Annotated in this window: 16 protein-coding genes and 2 pseudogenes; 15 read left to right on the forward strand and 3 right to left on the reverse strand. The window is 69.0% G+C overall.

Annotated features, from left to right (window positions below; translation table 11 throughout):
- Positions 1 to 14: 14 nt before the first annotated feature.
- The 13 genes from D893_RS10640 to D893_RS10700 all read left to right on the forward strand — a co-directional run bounded on the left by D893_RS10640 (position 15) and on the right by D893_RS10700 (position 12,347).
- Entirely contained in the window at positions 15 to 584 is a 570-nt protein-coding gene (locus D893_RS10640) for a molybdopterin-dependent oxidoreductase (RefSeq protein WP_110619769.1), read from the forward strand.
- Positions 581 to 2,422 (forward strand): PAS domain-containing sensor histidine kinase, encoded by a 1,842-nt coding sequence (locus D893_RS10645; RefSeq protein WP_110619770.1) that lies wholly within the window; start codon positions 581 to 583, stop codon positions 2,420 to 2,422. The genes D893_RS10640 and D893_RS10645 overlap by 4 nt, the downstream gene beginning before the upstream one ends.
- Positions 2,400 to 3,509 (forward strand): response regulator, encoded by a 1,110-nt coding sequence (locus D893_RS10650; protein ID WP_077243958.1) that lies wholly within the window; start codon positions 2,400 to 2,402, stop codon positions 3,507 to 3,509. Before D893_RS10645 ends, D893_RS10650 begins: the two co-directional genes overlap by 23 nt.
- Positions 3,506 to 4,318, forward strand: coding sequence for a DUF1461 domain-containing protein (locus D893_RS10655; RefSeq protein WP_110619771.1), 813 nt, complete (start codon positions 3,506 to 3,508; stop codon positions 4,316 to 4,318). Before D893_RS10650 ends, D893_RS10655 begins: the two co-directional genes overlap by 4 nt.
- 85 nt (positions 4,319 to 4,403) lie before the next feature.
- On the forward strand, positions 4,404 to 4,991 hold the full coding sequence (locus tag D893_RS10660; RefSeq protein WP_018945576.1) for an invasion associated locus B family protein: 588 nt from the start codon (positions 4,404 to 4,406) through the stop codon (positions 4,989 to 4,991).
- Between the two features lie 44 nt (positions 4,992 to 5,035).
- Positions 5,036 to 5,584: a Na+/H+ antiporter subunit E gene (locus D893_RS10665; protein WP_110619772.1), complete on the forward strand. Its 549-nt coding sequence runs from the start codon at positions 5,036 to 5,038 to the stop codon at positions 5,582 to 5,584.
- Complete coding sequence (locus D893_RS10670; RefSeq protein ID WP_110619773.1) at positions 5,581 to 5,925, forward strand: monovalent cation/H+ antiporter complex subunit F; 345 nt, start codon at positions 5,581 to 5,583, stop codon at positions 5,923 to 5,925. The genes D893_RS10665 and D893_RS10670 overlap by 4 nt, the downstream gene beginning before the upstream one ends.
- Complete coding sequence (locus D893_RS10675) at positions 5,915 to 6,211, forward strand: monovalent cation/H(+) antiporter subunit G (RefSeq protein ID WP_018945573.1); 297 nt, start codon at positions 5,915 to 5,917, stop codon at positions 6,209 to 6,211. The genes D893_RS10670 and D893_RS10675 overlap by 11 nt, the downstream gene beginning before the upstream one ends.
- The gene (locus D893_RS10680) at positions 6,208 to 7,263 is read left to right on the forward strand and encodes a hydrogenase subunit MbhD domain-containing protein (RefSeq protein WP_110619774.1); all 1,056 of its coding nucleotides are present in this window, start codon (positions 6,208 to 6,210) and stop codon (positions 7,261 to 7,263) included. Before D893_RS10675 ends, D893_RS10680 begins: the two co-directional genes overlap by 4 nt.
- Positions 7,260 to 7,607, forward strand: a complete 348-nt coding sequence (locus tag D893_RS10685) for an NADH-quinone oxidoreductase subunit K (RefSeq protein ID WP_018936126.1) — start codon at positions 7,260 to 7,262, stop codon at positions 7,605 to 7,607. The genes D893_RS10680 and D893_RS10685 overlap by 4 nt, the downstream gene beginning before the upstream one ends.
- Entirely contained in the window at positions 7,604 to 9,100 is a 1,497-nt protein-coding gene (locus D893_RS10690; RefSeq protein WP_110619775.1) for a proton-conducting transporter membrane subunit, read from the forward strand. The genes D893_RS10685 and D893_RS10690 overlap by 4 nt, the downstream gene beginning before the upstream one ends.
- Positions 9,097 to 10,635 (forward strand): proton-conducting transporter membrane subunit, encoded by a 1,539-nt coding sequence (locus D893_RS10695; protein WP_110619776.1) that lies wholly within the window; start codon positions 9,097 to 9,099, stop codon positions 10,633 to 10,635. Before D893_RS10690 ends, D893_RS10695 begins: the two co-directional genes overlap by 4 nt.
- On the forward strand, positions 10,632 to 12,347 hold the full coding sequence (locus tag D893_RS10700; RefSeq protein WP_110619777.1) for a proton-conducting transporter membrane subunit: 1,716 nt from the start codon (positions 10,632 to 10,634) through the stop codon (positions 12,345 to 12,347). The genes D893_RS10695 and D893_RS10700 overlap by 4 nt, the downstream gene beginning before the upstream one ends.
- Positions 12,348 to 12,371: 24 nt before the next feature.
- Here D893_RS10700 and D893_RS10705 read toward each other — a convergent pair whose 3' ends face one another.
- Positions 12,372 to 13,271 (reverse strand): alpha/beta fold hydrolase, encoded by a 900-nt coding sequence (locus D893_RS10705; protein WP_110619778.1) that lies wholly within the window; start codon positions 13,269 to 13,271, stop codon positions 12,372 to 12,374.
- A gap of 300 nt (positions 13,272 to 13,571) precedes the next feature.
- On the opposite strand from D893_RS10705, the gene D893_RS10710 reads away from it, so the two are divergent.
- Entirely contained in the window at positions 13,572 to 16,343 is a 2,772-nt protein-coding gene (locus D893_RS10710) for a cation-transporting P-type ATPase (RefSeq protein ID WP_110619779.1), read from the forward strand.
- Here D893_RS10710 and D893_RS13960 read toward each other — a convergent pair.
- Positions 16,292 to 16,516: pseudogene (locus D893_RS13960) on the reverse strand (amidase family protein); the annotation flags it as partial. The gene D893_RS10710 and the pseudogene D893_RS13960 sit on opposite strands and share 52 nt — an antisense overlap.
- Before the next feature lie 166 nt (positions 16,517 to 16,682).
- On the opposite strand from D893_RS13960, the pseudogene D893_RS10720 reads away from it, so the two are divergent.
- Positions 16,683 to 16,997 (forward strand): annotated as a pseudogene (locus D893_RS10720) (DDE-type integrase/transposase/recombinase); the annotation flags it as partial.
- Between the two features lie 211 nt (positions 16,998 to 17,208).
- On the opposite strand, the gene D893_RS10730 reads toward D893_RS10720, so the two are convergent.
- Positions 17,209 to 17,781: hypothetical protein (locus D893_RS10730; RefSeq protein WP_110619782.1), on the reverse strand; the 573-nt coding region annotated here is incomplete at its 5' end.

Raw genomic sequence — 17,781 nt, forward strand, 5'->3', positions numbered from 1 at the left:
TCCGGAGGTTTGTCATGTCCGTCGTCCGAATTCATCCGCCCGGCGCGCATGCGCCCGGCCTTCTTGCCGCCCTGGTGGCCATGCTTCTGTTCCTGCCCTTCAGTGCGACTGCTGCGGATCCCGGGGACTCCGCTCCGGGGTTCGATCCGGGAGCCGAACCCGAGGGCAAGGTGATTCTGCGGGTCGAGGGGGCCATCGAGCATGCGAACGACGGAGACCGGGCCCTGCTGGACCGGGCAATGCTGGACCGCCTCCCGGAGCGAGAACTGGAGACCTCCACGGTGGTCACCGACGGGGTCAACCACTTCGAGGGCTTTTTGATGCGCGACCTGCTGGAAGCCCTCGGTGCGGAGGGTGACGAGGTGGTGGCCACGGCCCTGAACGACTACATCGTCGACATCCCCATGGAAGACTTCCACGATTATGACGTGATCGTCGCCCATACCCGGGACGGCGAGGCCCTGACCCCGCGCGACAAGGGTCCGCTGTGGATCGTCTATCCACGCGACGATCACGCGGAGCTGGACGACATCCGCTACGACTACCGCTGGGTCTGGCAGCTGGAGCACCTGGAGGTGCGATGATCGCGCGCCCGACCCGCGAGTCCGCACCCGAGCGGGGCCATGCCCCGGATCCCTCGGCCGTCCCCAGCCTGCGTCGCGTCTCGACGTATGTCCTGCCGGTACTCGCGGTCCTTACCTTCGCGATCTTCCTGACCGTGTCGCTGATGCGCCTGCATGACGTGGAGCAGGACATGCGCAGCAACGTGGACGAGAACATGCTGTGGGTCACCGCCCAGGCGCAGGTCGCCAGTCACCGTCTGGACGAGGAAGTCCACCGACGGACCCTGGGGGACGCGGATGCCCGCCCCGGCCTGCGTTACGACGTCCTCACCAGCCGCCTGGTCCTGCTGGATGCCGGGCCACAGCGGCGCTACGTCAAGGACATCGGGCTGGAAGAAACACTGGACGGTACCTTTGAGCGTCTGGAGCGCATCGAGCCGATGATCGACGACGTCGCCCCCGACAACGTCGAGGCGGCCCACGCGATCCATGCCGAACTCAAGCCCCTGATGTCGGCACTCAACCGCATCGCCAACGCGGTGATGATCGAGGAATGGGAGAGCACGGGGGAACGCCTGGATCAACACCGCGCCAGCCTGATCCAGGCCATCGTGATGATGATCGGCATCCTGGTCACCGGGATCCTGCTGACCGCCCTCCTGATGAACGCCCTGCGGCAGCGGCGCCATGCACAGGAGGCGCTGGCCGCACACCGCGACCGGCTGGAGATCGAGGTGCGCAACCGCACCCGCGACCTGGAGGCCGAACGCCGCCGGGTGGTGGACGCCATCGACACCGCGCCGGACGGCTTTGCCGCGTTCGACCCCGATGACCGCCTGATCCTGGTCAACCCGCAGTTCGCCAGCCTGCTGCCGCTGCCGGACGGGGCCCTGGACGAGGGGCAGACACTGGACACCCTGCTCGAGAGCATCCGCGCCGTCACCCGGCCGGACACCGAACACGGCGACCCGGCCGACATCACCGCGGACGACGGTGCGCAGTACGACCTGGAAGTCCCCGGTCGCGGCTGGGTCCAGATGACCCTGCGCCGCACCGATGACGGTGGCCAGGTGCTGCGTCTGGCCGACATCACCAGCTACAAGGACGCCGCGCGCAGCCTCGAGCATTCGCTGGAGCGCGAACGCGGCGTCAGCGAGTTCTACCGCAGCTTTGCGGCGATGGCCTCGCACCAGTTCCGCACCCCGCTGGCGATCATCGATTCGGGCCTGCAGCGCCTGCTGAGGCGCGGGGAGTCCATGGACCGCGAAACCCGCGAGGCGCGCTACCGTCAGCTGCGCGACACTGTCGCCCACATGACCCGGCTGATCGAGAACGCCCTCACCTCCGCGCGTCTGGAGGGCGGTCATGTCGCCGCCACAACCACGCCCTGCGACCTGCGCCCGCTGGCGGAGCAGGCGATCGAAACCCAGCGGCAGATCACCCCGGACAATCCGGTACATCTGAACGTCACCCCGGATGGACCGGTGATGGCGCGCTGTGATCGCGCGCTGGTCGAGCAGATCCTCGCCAACCTGCTGTCGAATGCGGGAAAATACTCGCCCGAGACCGCGTCCATCGAGGTTGAGCTGCGCGCCGAACCGGAGAAGATCACCTGCCACGTCACGGACCACGGGATCGGCATCCCCGAGGAAGACCAGGCGCGGCTGTTCGACCGCTTCTTCCGTGCCCGCAATGCCGCCCGCCATACCGGCATCGGTCTGGGCCTGGGCATCGCCCGCCAGCTCGCGCGCACCCAGGGCGGCGACCTGACCGTCCGTTCCCGCGAAGGGGAAGGGTCTACATTCACGCTGGAACTCCCGCGAGGACAGGATCCGGATGAACCACAGCACACCGAATGATGCCGCCGTCCCGGGCGCACGCATCCTCTGCGCCGAGGATGAAGCCCTGCTGCGCCGGGACATCTGCGAAGAACTGAGCGAGGCGGGTCATGTCGCCATCGAGGCGGCGCACGGCGACGAGGCCCTGGAGCAGATCGACGCCGTACACCCCGATCTGATCCTGTGCGACATCAACATGCCGGGCATGAACGGCTACGAACTGCTGGCCGCGGTGCGCGAACGCGGCCCGGAACTGGCGGACACCCCGTTCGTGTTCCTCACCGCGCTGTCCGACCCGCGCGAGGTGGTCGATGGCAAGCGCGCGGGCGCCGACGACTATCTGGTCAAGCCGGTGGATTTCGACCTCCTGCTGGCGACCGTGGAGGCCCGCCTGCGCCAGGTGCGGCGCATGCGCCAGAAGAAAGAGGACGAGTTCGCCGAACTGCGCCGTACCCTCGGTGGACTCGGCCAGAGCCGGGATCAGGGACGCCGCAGCCTGGAGTTCGCGGCGCGCGCCCTGGATCCGGTCGCTCCCGGGGTCGTCCTGCTCGACCGCGGCAACCGTGTGCTGCTGGCCAATCGCGCGGCGCGGCGCATGGCCGGCGACGCGCTGACTTTGCAGGAAGGACGCCCGCCGGAGCCGGTACACTCCGAGGACGACCGGCGCCTGCGCGAGGCCCTGCGCCGGGTCCTCGCCGAAGAACCGGCCGCCGATGACGCCATTGAGTGCATGCGCCTGCCGCGCGACGGCCACCGGCGCGAGCTCCTGGCCATGATCTATCCCCTGCCCGGGAGCGGCGATCAGGCCGGGTGGGAGGCCGGGGAGGAGGAACCCGCGGCCGTGATCCTCCTGTCCGACCCCGAACGGCGCGCCCGCCTGCCGGAAGACGTCCTGGCCCGCCTGTTCGACCTGACCCCCACCGAGGCCCGCATCGCCCTGGCCCTGGCCGACGGCTGGCGCACCGCCGACATCGCCCGGCGCATGGACGTGTCGAATACCACCGTCACCTTCCACCTGCGCAACCTGTTCCAGAAGACCGACACCCATCGCCAGGCCGAGCTCGTCGCCCTGGTGCTGGCCGGCTCCATGACCCTCGCCGTGGAATGAGCCCCGAGCGCCCCCGAGAGCCGCACGATCCGGCCCCCGCCAGCCGGCGCTGGTCCGGTCGGCTCACCGGCGTCATCGAGGCGCTGCGATGGGCCGCCATGCTCGTCGGCCTCGCGGTCGCCGCGCTGTTCCTGTCCTGGCACGCGCTCACGTCCGTCGATTTTGGCTACGGCGTCTGGTACGACGTACTCGAGATCGACGAGACCATCGCGACTTACGGACCCGAGAACCACCACAGGCCCGGCTTTCACCACACCGACCGCGCCGAACGGGAGCGCCTGTTCGGCGCCATCGTCGATGCCATCCATCGCAATGGCGCGGGACTTGAAGAACTGACCTACCACCTCCCCGACGGCCGCGCCGTTGCCCCTCTTCTGACACCCCCCGAGATCGTCCACCTGGAGGACGTCGCGCGGCTGGTCAACGCCCTGAATATCGCCGGGGTGGCCGGCACCGTCACTTTCCTGCTACTGGCAGCCCATGCGGGGTGGCGACATGCCCGACCGCCCTCCGGAATCCGCATCGCCGCCGTCACCGGGGGCGTTCTCGTCACCGGCACCGCGGTGATCCTTCTGATCGGCCCGGTGCGGGTGTTCTACGGGCTGCACGAGGTGATATTCCCGGCCGACAACCCCTGGTTTTTCTATTACGAAGATTCCCTGATGTCGATGATGATGCAGGCTCCCAACCTGTTCGGACCCATCGCCGCCGTCTGGGTGCTGCTCGCCCTTCTGCCGGGGGCCATCATCTGGTTCACCCTCGCGCGTTTCCTTTGCCGACGGTCAGGGGCATCCGGGGCCGGCATCTGACGGTGAACTCACGCAACCACCTGCGATCGGGGCGTCGGGGCGCTATGCTATGGGGTTGCCGACCGACACGGACCAGGAGCACTGCATGAACCATCCATCGCTTCCTTCGTTCTTCGCCGTTCTTCGCCCTGCGGTGATGCTCGGCGCGCTGGTAGCACTGGCGCCGACCATCGCCTCGGGGCAGCAGGCCCAGCAGCCGGCCCCGGCGCCGGGCCAGGCACCGGCCCAGGCGCCGCAGCCGGTACAGCAGGAACCGGAGGTGACGACCCACCAGGACTGGGAAAGCCTTTGCTGGGAGCTGGATGACGGCAGCGAGTTCTGCCAGATGCAGCAGACCCTCCAGGTGGAAAACCAGGGCCAGCAGGGGCCCTATCTGCAGACCACGGTACGGAGCGAAGGTGACCGACACGTGATGGAACTGCTGCTGCCGCTGGGCGTGGATCTGCGTCCGGGCATCGTCATGCAGGTCGACGAGGGCGAAGAACGCAATGCCGGCTTCGTCACCTGCATCCAGCAGGGCTGCGTGGCGGCCACCGAGCTGACCGACGAGATGCTGGGTGAACTGCGCGGGGGCCGCGAACTCAACGTGGGCTTCCGCCCGCTGCAGTCGGAACAGGTGCTGGTCTTTGACGTCTCCCTGATGGGCTTCACTGCGGCCAGTAATCGGCTCTGAGACGACCTTCTGGCGGTGCCGCCCTGCGCCGTTACAATGACGGCGTGAACGACACGCGCCAGTCCAGTTCGAACCCGCCCGTACGGCGCGCCCGCCGGCCCGGGTGGCTGCGTGCGCTGCTGGCGATGCTGGCCGCGGCCGCACTGTGGGCGGTGCTGGCCGGGGGCACGGCGCTGGCGCATCCGTTCGCCTGGCTGGCCATCGCCCTGACCGGGGGTGCCGTGCTCGCGCTGCCCGCGGGGCGCGCGCTGCGCCTGACACCGGCCGCCCTGCCCGGCCTGCTCGGTTTCTTCCTGCGCACCTCGGTGCAGGGCGGGGTCGATGTCGCCTGGCGGGCGGTACACCCGCGCCTGCCGCTGCAACCGGGCTTCGAGGCATATTTCGTGCAATTGCCGCACGGACCCCCGCTGACCCTGTTCATGGCCATGCTCAGTCTGCTGCCGGGGACCCTGGCGGTGCGCCTGGAGGGGCGCCGCATGACGCTGCACGTGCTGGATGGCCGCAGCGACAACGCGGCCACGCTGAGCGAACTGGAACGGCGCATCGCCCGGCTCTACGGCCTCGACCTCGACGCTCGGGAGACCAGACGATGAACCTGCTGCTGGTCGCCGCCGCCGGTTTTCTGCTGCTGACGATCCTGTTCGGGCTGATCCGCGTGCTGCGCGGTCCGGGCTCCGGTGACCGCATGCTGACGGCCCAGCTGTTCGGCACCTCGGGGGTCGGCATCCTGCTGCTGCTCGGCTTTGCCCTGGACCAGCCGGCGCTGGTGGACGTGGCGCTGGTGTTCGCGCTGCTGGCGGTGGTGGCGGCCGTCGCGTTCGTGCGCCAGCACGGGCTGCCGGAGCCGGCGGGCACACCAATGCACGAAAAGCCGGTGGAAGAACAGCCGCACGATCCGGCACATGGCCCGGCGGAGGACACGCATGATCGCTGATCTGCTGACCGCCGTGCTGGTGCTCGCGGGGCTGGTGTTCTTTGCCGCCGGCACCCTGGGGCTTCTGCGTTTTCCCGATGTCTATACCCGTCTGCATGCGCTGACCAAGGCCGACAATCTCGGCCTGGGCCTGGTCGTGCTGGGGCTGATGCTGCAGGCGGACGGCCCGGCGATGATCCTCAAGCTGGCGCTGATCTGGGTACTGGTGCTGGCCGCCGGGGCCACGGCGGCGCACATGGTCGCCCAGCGCACCTGGACCCACGGCGAATTCGAGCGACGCGAATGAACGCGGCACTGCTGACCTTCGACGTCGTCCTGCTGGCCGGGCTGCTGGGCGTGGCCTGGCGCTGCCTGGCCAGCACCGACCTGTTCCGCGCGGTGGTGCTGTTCATCACCTTCGGCCTGCTGCTGGCGATCGCCTGGGTCCGCCTCGAGGCCCCGGACATCGCCCTGGCGGAGGCCGCCATCGGGGCCGGCATCACCGGGGCGCTGCTGCTGGTCACGCTGGAGCGGCTGAAGCACATCATGAACCGGCCGCGTACGGACGCCGGCCACGACCCGGCCCCGCCCCCGGATCCGGTGGCGCACGATGTCGACGGCCCCGACGCCGCGCCGACCGGCGACGCGGCGTCACGGGCAGCGGAGACGGGCAACGCCGCGCTGAGCTGCGCCCCGGCCCCGGCGCGCGGGCGCTGGATCACGCTGGCGGTGACCGTCGGCCTGGCCGGGCTGCTGATGGCGACCCTGGCCACGCAGGAACACGGCCCGGGCCTGCAACCCACGGTGGCCGATCGCATGGACGTCTCCGGGGTGGACCATGGCATCACCGCCGTGCTGCTGAACTTCCGCTCCTGGGACACCCTGCTGGAACTGGCCATGGTCCTGCTGGCCGGACTGGGCGCCTGGTCGCTGGGGCGCCATGACGCGCTGCCCGCGCGCCCGGCCCCGGGGCCGGTCCTGCCGGGGGCGGTGCGCCTGCTGCTGCCGGTGGCTATCGTCACCGGGGTCTACCTGCTGTGGGCCGGGAGCCATGCGCCGGGCGGGGCCTTCCAGGCGGGTGCGGTGCTCGGTGCGGCCGGCATCCTGGTGAGCCTGGCCCGCCCGCACGAACTGCCCGACCCGGATCCGCGCCTGCTGCGCATCGGCGTGACGGCCGGTGCCCTGCTGTTCCTCGCCATCGGGCTGTGGGGGCTGTTCGCCGGCCCCGCGCTGCTGACCTGGCCGCGCGAACTGGCCTACCCCCTGATCCTGATCATCGAGACCGGTGCGACATTGTCCATCGCGTTGACCCTGGTCGCCCTGTTCATCGGCGGGCGCTCCCCGCGGGAGGACACATGATCGAATCCCTGGACCCCGGCACGCTGTACCCCTTCGGCGGCGCCGCGCTGTTCGCGCTGGGCCTGCACGGGCTGATCCGCCGGCGCCACCTGATCCTGCGCATCCTGGCGGTGAACATCATGGGCTCGGGGGTGTTCATGGTGTTCCTGGGCATCGCCGCGCGGGGCAACGCCCCGCCGGATCCGGTGGCCCAGGCGCTCACCCTGACCGGCATCGTGGTGGCGGTGAGCGCGACCGCGTTCGCCCTCGCCCTCACCGTGCATCTGGCACGGCTGACGGGCTATGCAGTGCTGCTGCCCGGACCACTGCAAACCCACCGCGATTCGCACCCCGACGACCGGTGAGTACCGCCTCGCCCGACACCCTGATCTTCGCGACCGGGGCCCTGGCGGCGGTCTCGCTGGGGCTGCCGCTGCTCGCCTCCGCATGGCCATGGCAGGCCCGGCGCATCGGGCTGCTCGGACTGCCGCTGGCGATCCTCGGGCTGCTGGCGGCCATCGGCCTGTTCCTCGATGCCGCGCCGGGAATGGACGCCCCCGCGGTGCGGGTCGGACTGGGCGGCTGGGAGGCACCCCTGGGGGTCACCCTGCACCTCGACGGGCTGGCGCTGGCGATGCTGCTGCTGAACGCGCTGGTGGCCCTGGCCGGCAGCCTGTATGCCCGAGGCTACATCCACACGGCCGCGGGGGAGCGCCAGTTCTGGCCGTTGTGGCTGTGGCTGTGGGGCGGGCTCAACCTGCTGGTGCTGTCGGGCGACGCCTTCAACCTGTTCATCACCCTGGAGATTGCCAGCCTGTCCGCCGTGGCACTGGTGGCCCTCACCGGCGATACCGACGCGGTGACCGGGGCGATGCGCTATCTGCTGATCAACCTGCTCGGCTCGCTGTCCTTCCTGCTGGGAGCCGCACTGCTGTATGGCGAGTTCGGCGTGCTGGATCTGCAACTGCTGGGCGAGCTGGCCGATGACGGCCCCACCGTGCGCATGGCCGCCGCACTGATGCTGGGCGGGCTGCTGATGAAGGCCGCGGTGTTCCCGCTGCACGTGTGGCTGGCCACCGCGCATGCCAGCGCGCCGGCGCCGGTCAGCGGCATGCTGTCGGGCATGGTGGTGGCGGCGATGTTCTACCTGATCCTGCGGCTATGGCTGCTGATCTTTGCGCCGCTGGGCACCCCCGCGCTGGCCGTACTGCTGGGGCTGCTGGGCAGCGCGGCCCTGGTCTGGGGATCGCTGCAGGCGTTACGCGCCCCCCGGCTCAAGATCGTCGCAGCCTATTCAACCGTGGCACAGATGGGCTACATCACGCTCGCCTTCCCGATCCTGATCCTGCATCCGGCGGCCTGGCCGGTGGTGGTGTTCTTTGCCTTCGCCCACGGTCTGGCGAAGGCCGCGGTGCTGATGGCCGCCGGGACGGTCCAGAAGGCCGCCGGCCACGACCGCATGAACGCCCTTGGACCGGTATTGCGGGCGCGCGGGCGCACGGTGTTCGCTCTCGGCCTCGGCGGGATCTCGCTGATGGGCCTGCCACTGACCGGCGGCTTCCTGGCCAAATACCTGCTTCTGGAGGCCGGTCTGCTGGCCGCTGCGGACACCACCACCATCATGCAGGTCTGGACCGCGCTGTGGGTGGTCATGGTCGCGCTGGGTTCCCTGCTGGCCACCGCCTATATCCTGCGCATGGTGGCTCCGGCCTTCGCCGCCGGAGAGCGCAACCCCGGGGGCCACGTCTCCGCCGGGATGGAATGGATGCCGCTGGCACTGGCCGTGGGCGCGGCGGCCATGGGCCTGGCCGGCGCTTCCCTGACCGGGCTTCTGGAACACACGACGGTGGCTGCATGAACGCGGACGGTGGCCTGCTGCTGATCGCGATCCTCGCCAGTTCGCTGGTGCCGGGACTGCTGATCTTCTTCCTGCCGGAAGAACGCCACGGGCTGCGCACGCTGCTGAACCTGAGCGCGGCCGGGATCAAGCTCGTGCTGGTTGGGGTGCTGCTCCTGGGCGTCCAGCGGGGCGAAACCTTCGAGTTCGGGCTGACCCTGCTACCGGGCGTGGACTTCGTACTGGCGGCCGACGCCCTGTCGCTGCTGTTCGCGACCCTGTCCTCGATCCTGTGGTTCGTTACCACCCTGTACGCGATCGGCTATCTGGAGGGCTCCCCCCGGCGCAGCCGCTTCTTCGGCTTCTTTTCGCTGTGCGTAAGCGCGACGGTAGGCATCGCGCTGTCGGGCAATCTGATCACGTTCGTGATCTTCTACGAGATCCTGACCCTGGCCACCTGGCCGCTGGTGGTCCATCGCGGCACACCGGAGGCCCTGCGCGCGGGTCGCCTGTACCTCGCCTACACCGTCACCAGCGGGCTGGTTCTGCTGGCCGCGGTGATCGCGCTGAACCTGCTCGCCGGTTCCCAGCCGTTTGCGTCGGGCGGCTACCTCCTGCACCTGCCGGGCGATTTGCACGGCCTCCTGCAGATCATCGGCCTGGCTCTGATCGCCGGTTTCGCGGTCAAGGCGGCGCTGATCCCCCTGCATTCCTGGCTGCCACAGGCGATGGTGGCTCCGGCCCCGGTCAGTGCGCTGCTGCACGCGGTGGCAGTGGTCAAGGCGGGGGCGTTCGGCATCGTGCGCACCCTGAACGACGTGTTCGGTCTGGAGCTGGCCGCGGACCTGCACCTGACCGACGTGCTGCTGGTGCTGGCCGCACTGACCATCGTCTACGGTTCCATCCAGGCGCTGCGGGCGCAGGACATCAAGCAGCGGCTGGCGTTCTCCACCGTCAGCCAGGTCTCCTACATCGCGCTGGGCGTGGCGATGGCCGGGCCGCTGGGCGTGATCGGGGGACTGGTGCATCTGGTGCATCAGGGCCTGACCAAGATCACGCTGTTCTTCTGTGCCGGCAACTTCGCCGAGACCCTGGGCATCCACGAGATCCGCGAGATGCGCGGGGTCGGCCGGCGCATGCCGCTGACCATGGCGGCGTTCACGGTCGGCGGGCTGGGCATGATCGGGCTGCCGCCGCTGGCCGGATTCATCTCCAAGTGGTATCTGGGCCTCGGCGCCCTGGAGGGCGAGGCGGCATGGATCCTGGGCATACTGGCAATGAGCAGCCTGCTCAACGCGGCCTACTTCCTGCCGCCCATCATCGCCGGCTGGATGGCCGAACCGGAGGTGACCCGACCGCCGGCCCACAAGACGCGCTTCGAGAGTCACTGGATGCTGCTGTTCCCGACCCTGTTCGTGGCGGTGCTGGCGCTGCTGCCGGGCCTGCTGGCCGGACTGGAGCTGAGCCCGCTGGGCTGGGTGGAGCTGATCGTGGAACGCGGATACGTCCTGGTTCCGGGCGGTGACATGGAGAACGGCACGGGGGTGGCCCCATGAACGCGTTCATCCTGCTCGGGGTGCCGCTGCTTCCGCTGCTGCTGGCCGCGGCGCTGTCGCTGCGGCCGGGCCGCGCGCCGCTGCGTCTGGTGCCCTGGGCCGCGTTGCCCGCCCTGCTGCTGGCCGCGCTGGGTCCGGAGGGCAAGCAGGCCTCGCTGCCGTGGCTGCTGACCGGGGTGGAGCTCGGGCTGGACCCGATCGGGCGGGTGTTCCTCGCCCTGACCGCCGGACTGTGGCTGGCCGCCGGAGTGCACGCACTGCACGAGCGCGGCGAGGACCCCGCGCGGCGGCGCTTCTTCGTGTTCTTTCTGCTGTCGATGGCCGGCAACCTGGGCCTGGTCCTCGCGCAGGACGCTGCGTCGTTCTACCTGTTCTTCTCGCTGATGAGCCTGTCGGCCTGGGGACTGGTGGTGCACAAGCGCACTGCCGAGGCCTGGATGGCGGCACGGCTGTATCTGGTGCTGTCGGTGCTGGGCGAGGTCGCGCTGTTCGCCGGACTGATGCTCGCCATTCACCAGGCGGGCGGGGAGACCACGCTGGCGGCCATCGCCGCGGCGCGACCCGAGGGCGGGGCCATGGTGCTGCTGGTGCTGGGCCTGGGCATCAAGGCCGGCATGCTCGGGTTGCACTTCTGGCTGCCGCTGGCCCATCCGGCCGCACCGATACCGGCCAGCGCCGTGCTGTCGGGCGCCATGATCAAGGCCGGGCTGCTGGGCTGGATGCGCCTGCTGCCGCTGGATGCCGCCGGCCACGCGGTGCTCGGCGAGGTGCTGGTCGGTCTGGGTCTGGCGGCGGCGTTCCTGGGTGCACTGGCAGGACTTTTGCAGGCCCGGCCCAAGACCATCCTGGCCTACTCCTCCATCAGCCAGATGGGCCTGATGACCACCGGGGTCGGGCTCGCGCTGCTGCTGCCCGCGATGCGCGAACCGCTGCTGTTCGCGGTGGCGTTGTATGCCCTGCACCACGGGCTGGCCAAGGGGGCGCTGTTCCTCGCGGTGGATATAGCCGGGCGGCTGCCGCACTCTCCTGCCCATCGGTACGTGGTGCTTGGGCTGATCGTCCTGCCGGGCCTGTCGCTGGCCGGCCTGCCGTTCACAAGCGGGGCGCTGGCCAAGGATCTCCTGAAGGCCCCTCTGACGACGGACAGCACGGGGCCGGTCTACACCCTGCTGACGCTGGCTGCCATCGGGACCACCCTGCTGGTACTGCGTTTCCTCTGGCGCCTGCGCAGGGATCTGGCACCGGCGGCGGCACCCGTTCCGACGGGGCGCTGGCTGCCCTGGGCCCTGATTGCGGCGATGTCCCTGGTCCTGCCCGCGATGGCGGCACTGACGGCCCTGGCGGCACCGGGTGTGCCGCTACCCGGACTCGCGGACCTTTCCCTGCTGTGGCCCATCCTGGCGGGCCTGGTCCTGGGCGCGCTGGGGGGCGTGATGCTGCGCGAATGGATGGCACACCGTCTGCCAGAGGGGGACGTGGCCGTCCTCGCCAATACGCTCATCCATGCCACGCAGGGCCTTTACGCCCGGGTGAGTCCGCTGCGCGAAATCCGGCTGCACCCGCGCCTGCGGGCCCGGCTGCGACGCGCACAACGGGTCGTCCGACACGACCTGGAATGGGCCGAACGTCACATGACCCGCTGGGGACGCCTGGCCGTCCTGTTCGGCCTGTCGTTGCTGGGCCTGTATGCGGCGATGGCGTTGATGCCCTGACCCGCGCCGCACGTGGCCGCCCCCTCAGCGGCGAACGAATTCGGCGATCAGGTCGGCGGCGTCATCGGCGAAGAAGTCGCGGAAGAAATGCCCGGCACCGAGCACCGTATCCACCCGGATCCGGTCGTCGTCTTCCAGCGCCTCCATGCGTTCGGGCAGCTCCGGCACCACGTCATCTTCATCGCCGATAATGACCTGGGTATCGGTCCCGATGCCGTCGATCACGCTGGGGGTGTCGTGCTGCGGGCCGGGCTCGTAGTAGCCGATGAATGCCCGTGGCGCGACCTCCAGCGCTTCGCACTGCAGGAAGCGGTGATCCTCCAGCATGCCCCCGTTCGCCCCGGCCTTCTCGCGCGCGGCCTGCAGGGCCTCGTCCAGCGAGGTGCCCGTCTGCTCGAGGAACTGTTCGGCGTTTTCATCGGCGTCGAAGGTGGCCGGCGCCAGCAGGGTCAGACCGGCGATGTTGTCCGGTTCCCGTTCGGTCAGGTAGCGGGCGATCTGATTGCCGCCGCGGGAGTGCCCCATCAGGGTGACCGGTCCGTAACCCTGGTCGGCCAGCCAGTCCTGCCAGGCCCTCAGTTCGTCCATGTGTTCCTCGGGACCATGGGTCACCGGGGCGTCGCACTCGAACATGCCCTCGCGCTCGTCGATGCCGAAGCTGAGGTTGATCGACAGGGTGTTGAGGCCGTGCTGTTCGGCCAGCAGGTCCTGCACCGCGGTCATGACTTCCATGCGACCGTGGGCCAGGGTGCCGTGGAGCATCAGCACCACGCCGTCCTCCGGAGCGGCGCCACTGCCTTCGGCGAGATGCCCGACCAGGTTCAGGCCGTCGTGTTCGAGGGTGACGCGTTCGGCCGCGGTGGCCGGCAGGCTGACGCCCAGGGCCACGGCCATCGCCGTCAGAGTGGGAAGGGTCTTGTGCATGGGGGTTCTCCGCGTTGAAGGGCTTGGTCGGGCTTTCTGGCTGAGACCCTGCAAGGCCCGTGAATATTCCGCATCTGCCGGGCGGCATGCAGCCCACATGAGGCCTGGTTTGACGGTGTCCGCGCCTGCGCGGAGTCAGCATCGCCGGGCCGCGAGCGTTTTGCCACGGGGATCACGAGCACGACGCCTTCCATCGCGTGTCGGTCCTGCCGATGTGCGAAGCCCGGCACGAGTGACACCACCCACCCTTCGCGGCATGATGAAAGCCGATGCAGAGGCGGACCATGAAGGGGAAGCGCATTGGCAGACCGGCCGGAGCAGTCCACCTCGAACTGGCACGCCCGCGACTCACGGGATGTCGCCGGCGAACTGGACAGCCACCCGGACCGCGGGCTGTCGCGGGACGAGGCCACCGAACGTCTGGAGAGCCACGGTCCCAACCGCCTCCCGGAACCGGAGCAGGACGGACCGGTGAAGCGTTTCCTGCTGCAGTTCCACAACATCCTGATCTACATCCTGATTGTCGCCGCAGCGGTGACCGCGCTACTCGGTCACTGGCTGGATACCGGGGTCATCCTCGCCGTGGTGCTGATCAACGGCATCATCGGCTACATCCAGGAAGGCAAGGCGGAGAAGGCCCTGGACGCGATCCGCCAGATGCTTTCGCCGCGCGCTCAGGTCCTGCGTGATGGCCAGCGCCGCAGCCTGCCGGCCGAGGAGGTGGTGCCGGGCGACATCGTCTATCTGCAGGCCGGCGACCGGGTTCCGGCCGATCTGCGGCTGCTGAATGCGCACAACATGCGCATCGACGAGGCCGCGCTCACCGGCGAGTCCGTGGCCAGCGAGAAGCACAGCGATCCGGTGGAGGCCGAAGCGGACCTGGGTGATCGCCGCTCCATGGCCTATTCCGGCACCCTGGTAGCATCCGGCCAGGGCCGCGGTGTAGTGGTCGCCACGGGGGCGCATACCGAACTCGGCCGCATCTCCACCATGATCGGTGAGGTCAAGACCCTGACGACGCCGCTCCTGCGCCAGATCGCCCAGTTCGGCCGGGTGCTGTCGGTAGTCATCGTGACGCTGGCCGCAGCCACCTTCGCCTTCGGTTACTGGGTGCGCGACTACGAGCTGGTCGAGACCTTCCTCGCGGCGGCCAGCCTCGCCGTAGCGGCGATACCCGAGGGTCTCCCCGCGATCATGACCATCACCCTGGCGATCGGCGTTCAGCGCATGGCGGCACGCCACGCGATCATCCGCCACCTGCCCGCGGTGGAAACCCTGGGGTCGGTCACCACCATCTGCTCGGACAAGACCGGCACGCTCACCCGTAACGAAATGACGGTGAAGAGCATCATCACCACGGAGGCGGAATACAAGCTTGACGGGGTCGGCTACGATCCGCACGGCGGCATCACCCGGGAAGGCGCGGAAACCGACGCGGACGGCGACCCGCTTCTGGGGGAGGTCCTCCGCGGGATCGTGCTGTGCAACGACGCGGAACTCTACGCGAAAAACGGCGCGTGGATGATGGAGGGCGACCCCACCGAGGGTGCGCTCCTCGCCGCAGCGATGAAGGGCGGGCTGGAACCGGCACTGGTAAAGAAGAAAATCAGTCGCGATGACGTGATCCCGTTCGAATCGGCCTACAAGTTCATGGCGACCCTGCACCACGACCAGGAGGAGAAAGGCGGGTCATTCATCTTCCTCAAGGGCGCACCGGAACGCGTGCTGGCCATCTGCACTCACCAGCGTACGTCTGATGGCGAGGAGCCCCTGGACGCCGAGCGCTGGCAGGAGTGGATGGACGGCGTCGCGGCCCGCGGCCAGCGTCTTCTGGCCGTGGCAACCCGGCGGATGGAGGAAAACCGCCACGAACTCCGGTTCAGCGATATTGAAGACGGCGGGCTCACCCTGGTCGCCGTCTGCGGCATCATCGACCCGCCGCGGGAAGAGGCCATCGAGGCGGTGGCCCGCTGCCGGGAGGCCGGCATCCGCGTCAAGATGATCACCGGCGATCACGGCGTGACCGCCCGCGCGATCGCGGGGGAACTCGGTATCCGGACCGAGGGCGACGTGGTCACCGGCCACGAGCTGGAACGAATGTCGGACGCCGACCTCGAGGCCATGGTTCCCCGCGTTGACGTCTTCGCCCGCACCACCCCGGAACACAAACTGCGGCTGGTGCGCGCGATCCAGAGCCATGGCGATGTGGTCGCGATGACCGGCGACGGCGTGAACGACGCCCCGGCCCTCAAACGGGCCGACATCGGAATCGCGATGGGCCGGAATGGTACCGAGGCCGCACGCGAGGCCTCGGAGATGGTGCTGGCCGACGACAACTTCGCCTCCATCGCGAACGCCGTGGAGGAAGGCCGAACCGTCTACGACAACCTGAAGAAAGCGATCACGTTCCTGCTTCCCAACAATGGCGGTCTGTCCTTCACGATCGTCGCTGCGATCCTGCTGGGTCAGACCCTCCCCCTGACCCCGGTGCAGGTCCTCTGGGTCAACATGGTCAGTGCGGTCACGCTGGCCCTCGCGCTGGCCTTCGAACCGACCGAACCCGGCGCAATGCAACGCCCGCCACGCCCGGCCAGGGCCCCGATCCTGTCCGGTTTCCTGCTATGGCGGATCGGGTTCGTCTCGACCCTGCTCGTTGGGGGGACCTTCGGCCACTTCCTGTGGCTGCAGCAGCAGGGAATGGATCTCGATTTCGCCCGGACGGTCGCCATCAACACGCTGGTGATGGGACAGATCTTCTTCATGCTCAGCAGCCGCTCCAAACTGGGGCCCGCCCTCACGCGAACCAGCATTCTCAACGGCCGCGCCGCCCTGATCGCGATCGCGATCCTGATCCTGCTGCAGGGCCTGTTCACCTACGCACCGCCGCTGCAGTTCCTGTTCGGCACGACCGCCATCGGCCTCGAGGAGTGGCTGCGCATCCTTGCCTTCGGCCTGGCCCTGTTCGCGCTGGTCGAGGCCGAGAAGGCCCTTCTGCGCCGCGGCGGCTTTGAACCCGACGGTCAGGGCAAGGCCGGCACGCGGTCGAACCAGGGCGACGCCGTCTCGAGCTGACCGGCAAGACTGAACAGACCGGCCTCGCCGGTCACCGGTGCGACCAACTGTACGCCCACGGGCAGGTTGTGCGGGGTCCAGTGCAGGGGCACCGACATCGCCGGGGCGCCGGTCAGATTGGCCAGCTGGGTGAACGGGACCCGTCCCAGCTCGTCACGGACCAGACGCTCGATCAGCCCGGAGGCCCGCAGCAGCGGGAGCGTCCTCGACCGCAGCACGAGCTCCAGGGCCGTTCGCTGCCGCGCCTCCGCTGGAACCGCCCGGCGAAAGCGCCGGATCCCACGGGTTGCGGGCCGGGCCATCGGTACGGATCCTGGCCCGGCCGTACGTGGTCTTACGGTGGACGTGAAGTACCTGCCCCGGATGGCCGACGAGTTCTCGCGCGGTTACCTGTCCGTGGCCAGCGACCGCGCCTCGCGCTGGGTTTATCTGGAGGTGCGGCGCTCGAAGACGGCCGAGGCCGCCCGCGGTTTTCTGAAGAAGCTGATCGAACGGGCGCCGTTCCATGTCACGCACGTGGTCACCGACAACGGCAAGGAGTTCACGGACCGCTTTGCAGCCACGGAGGAACGCGAGCCGACCGGGCGCCACCCGTTCGACCGGCTATGTGCCGACCACGGGATCGAGCATCGCCTGATCCGACCGAAAGGCCCCGGACCAACGGGAACGTACTCACCGAGGACCAGCAACTCCGGCATATCGCCCTGCAGTGCCGGGATCACGCTTTGCCATTGCTGCTCGCGATCCGTCCAGAGGATGCAATGCGGCGCGCTCTCCACATCCGGGTTATAGCGGGCGCTGCGCCGCACGGCAGCCACCAGCGCTTCCGCCACCGTCTGCGACTGTTGGCCGGCCTGCTGCTCACTCATACCTGCACTCCGAACATCTGCCCCAGTCGATCGAGGATCTCGTCACCGCTCTCATCGGTGATCTCAAGGGATTTGAGGTAACCCGCATCCAGTTGCCCTCGCTGCGCATCCAGAAACTCGTGCAGATCACGCCGCGCGGTCTCGGGCAGTTCAACCGTCTGGCCCGGCACGAGCATGCGGTACAGCCGGAGGATATCGCTACGGTGCTTCTTCACGTCCCTGGAATCGATGGGCTCACCCTCGGCCTTGCGCTTGCTCAAGTCCAGCCAGGCGCGCGCCTTCAGCGGGATCAGCGCGTACTCGGTGATCACCGGTACGCCCAGAAGCTCGCGCTTTTGGGCGTGGATGAGTGTGTAGTAGTCAGAGTCCAGCAGGATAGCCGACAGGCTGACCACCGCCTCGTCAATCGGCACCGGCGTCAGGTGGCTGTCCTCGATGAGCGGGAGATGCCCCGGCTCGCGGGCGAAAAATTCCAGCATCGTCGGGAAATGCGGATCGCTCGGCTTGCTGAAGCGATAGAACATGCGCGGCGCCTCTCCCGCCTGGCGCACCGCGTAGCCCCCTCTTCG

Origin of the sequence: Thioalkalivibrio sp. ALE21 (assembly GCF_003208255.1) — a bacterium.
GTDB classification, from domain to species: Bacteria; Pseudomonadota; Gammaproteobacteria; order Ectothiorhodospirales; family Ectothiorhodospiraceae; genus Thioalkalivibrio; species Thioalkalivibrio halophilus.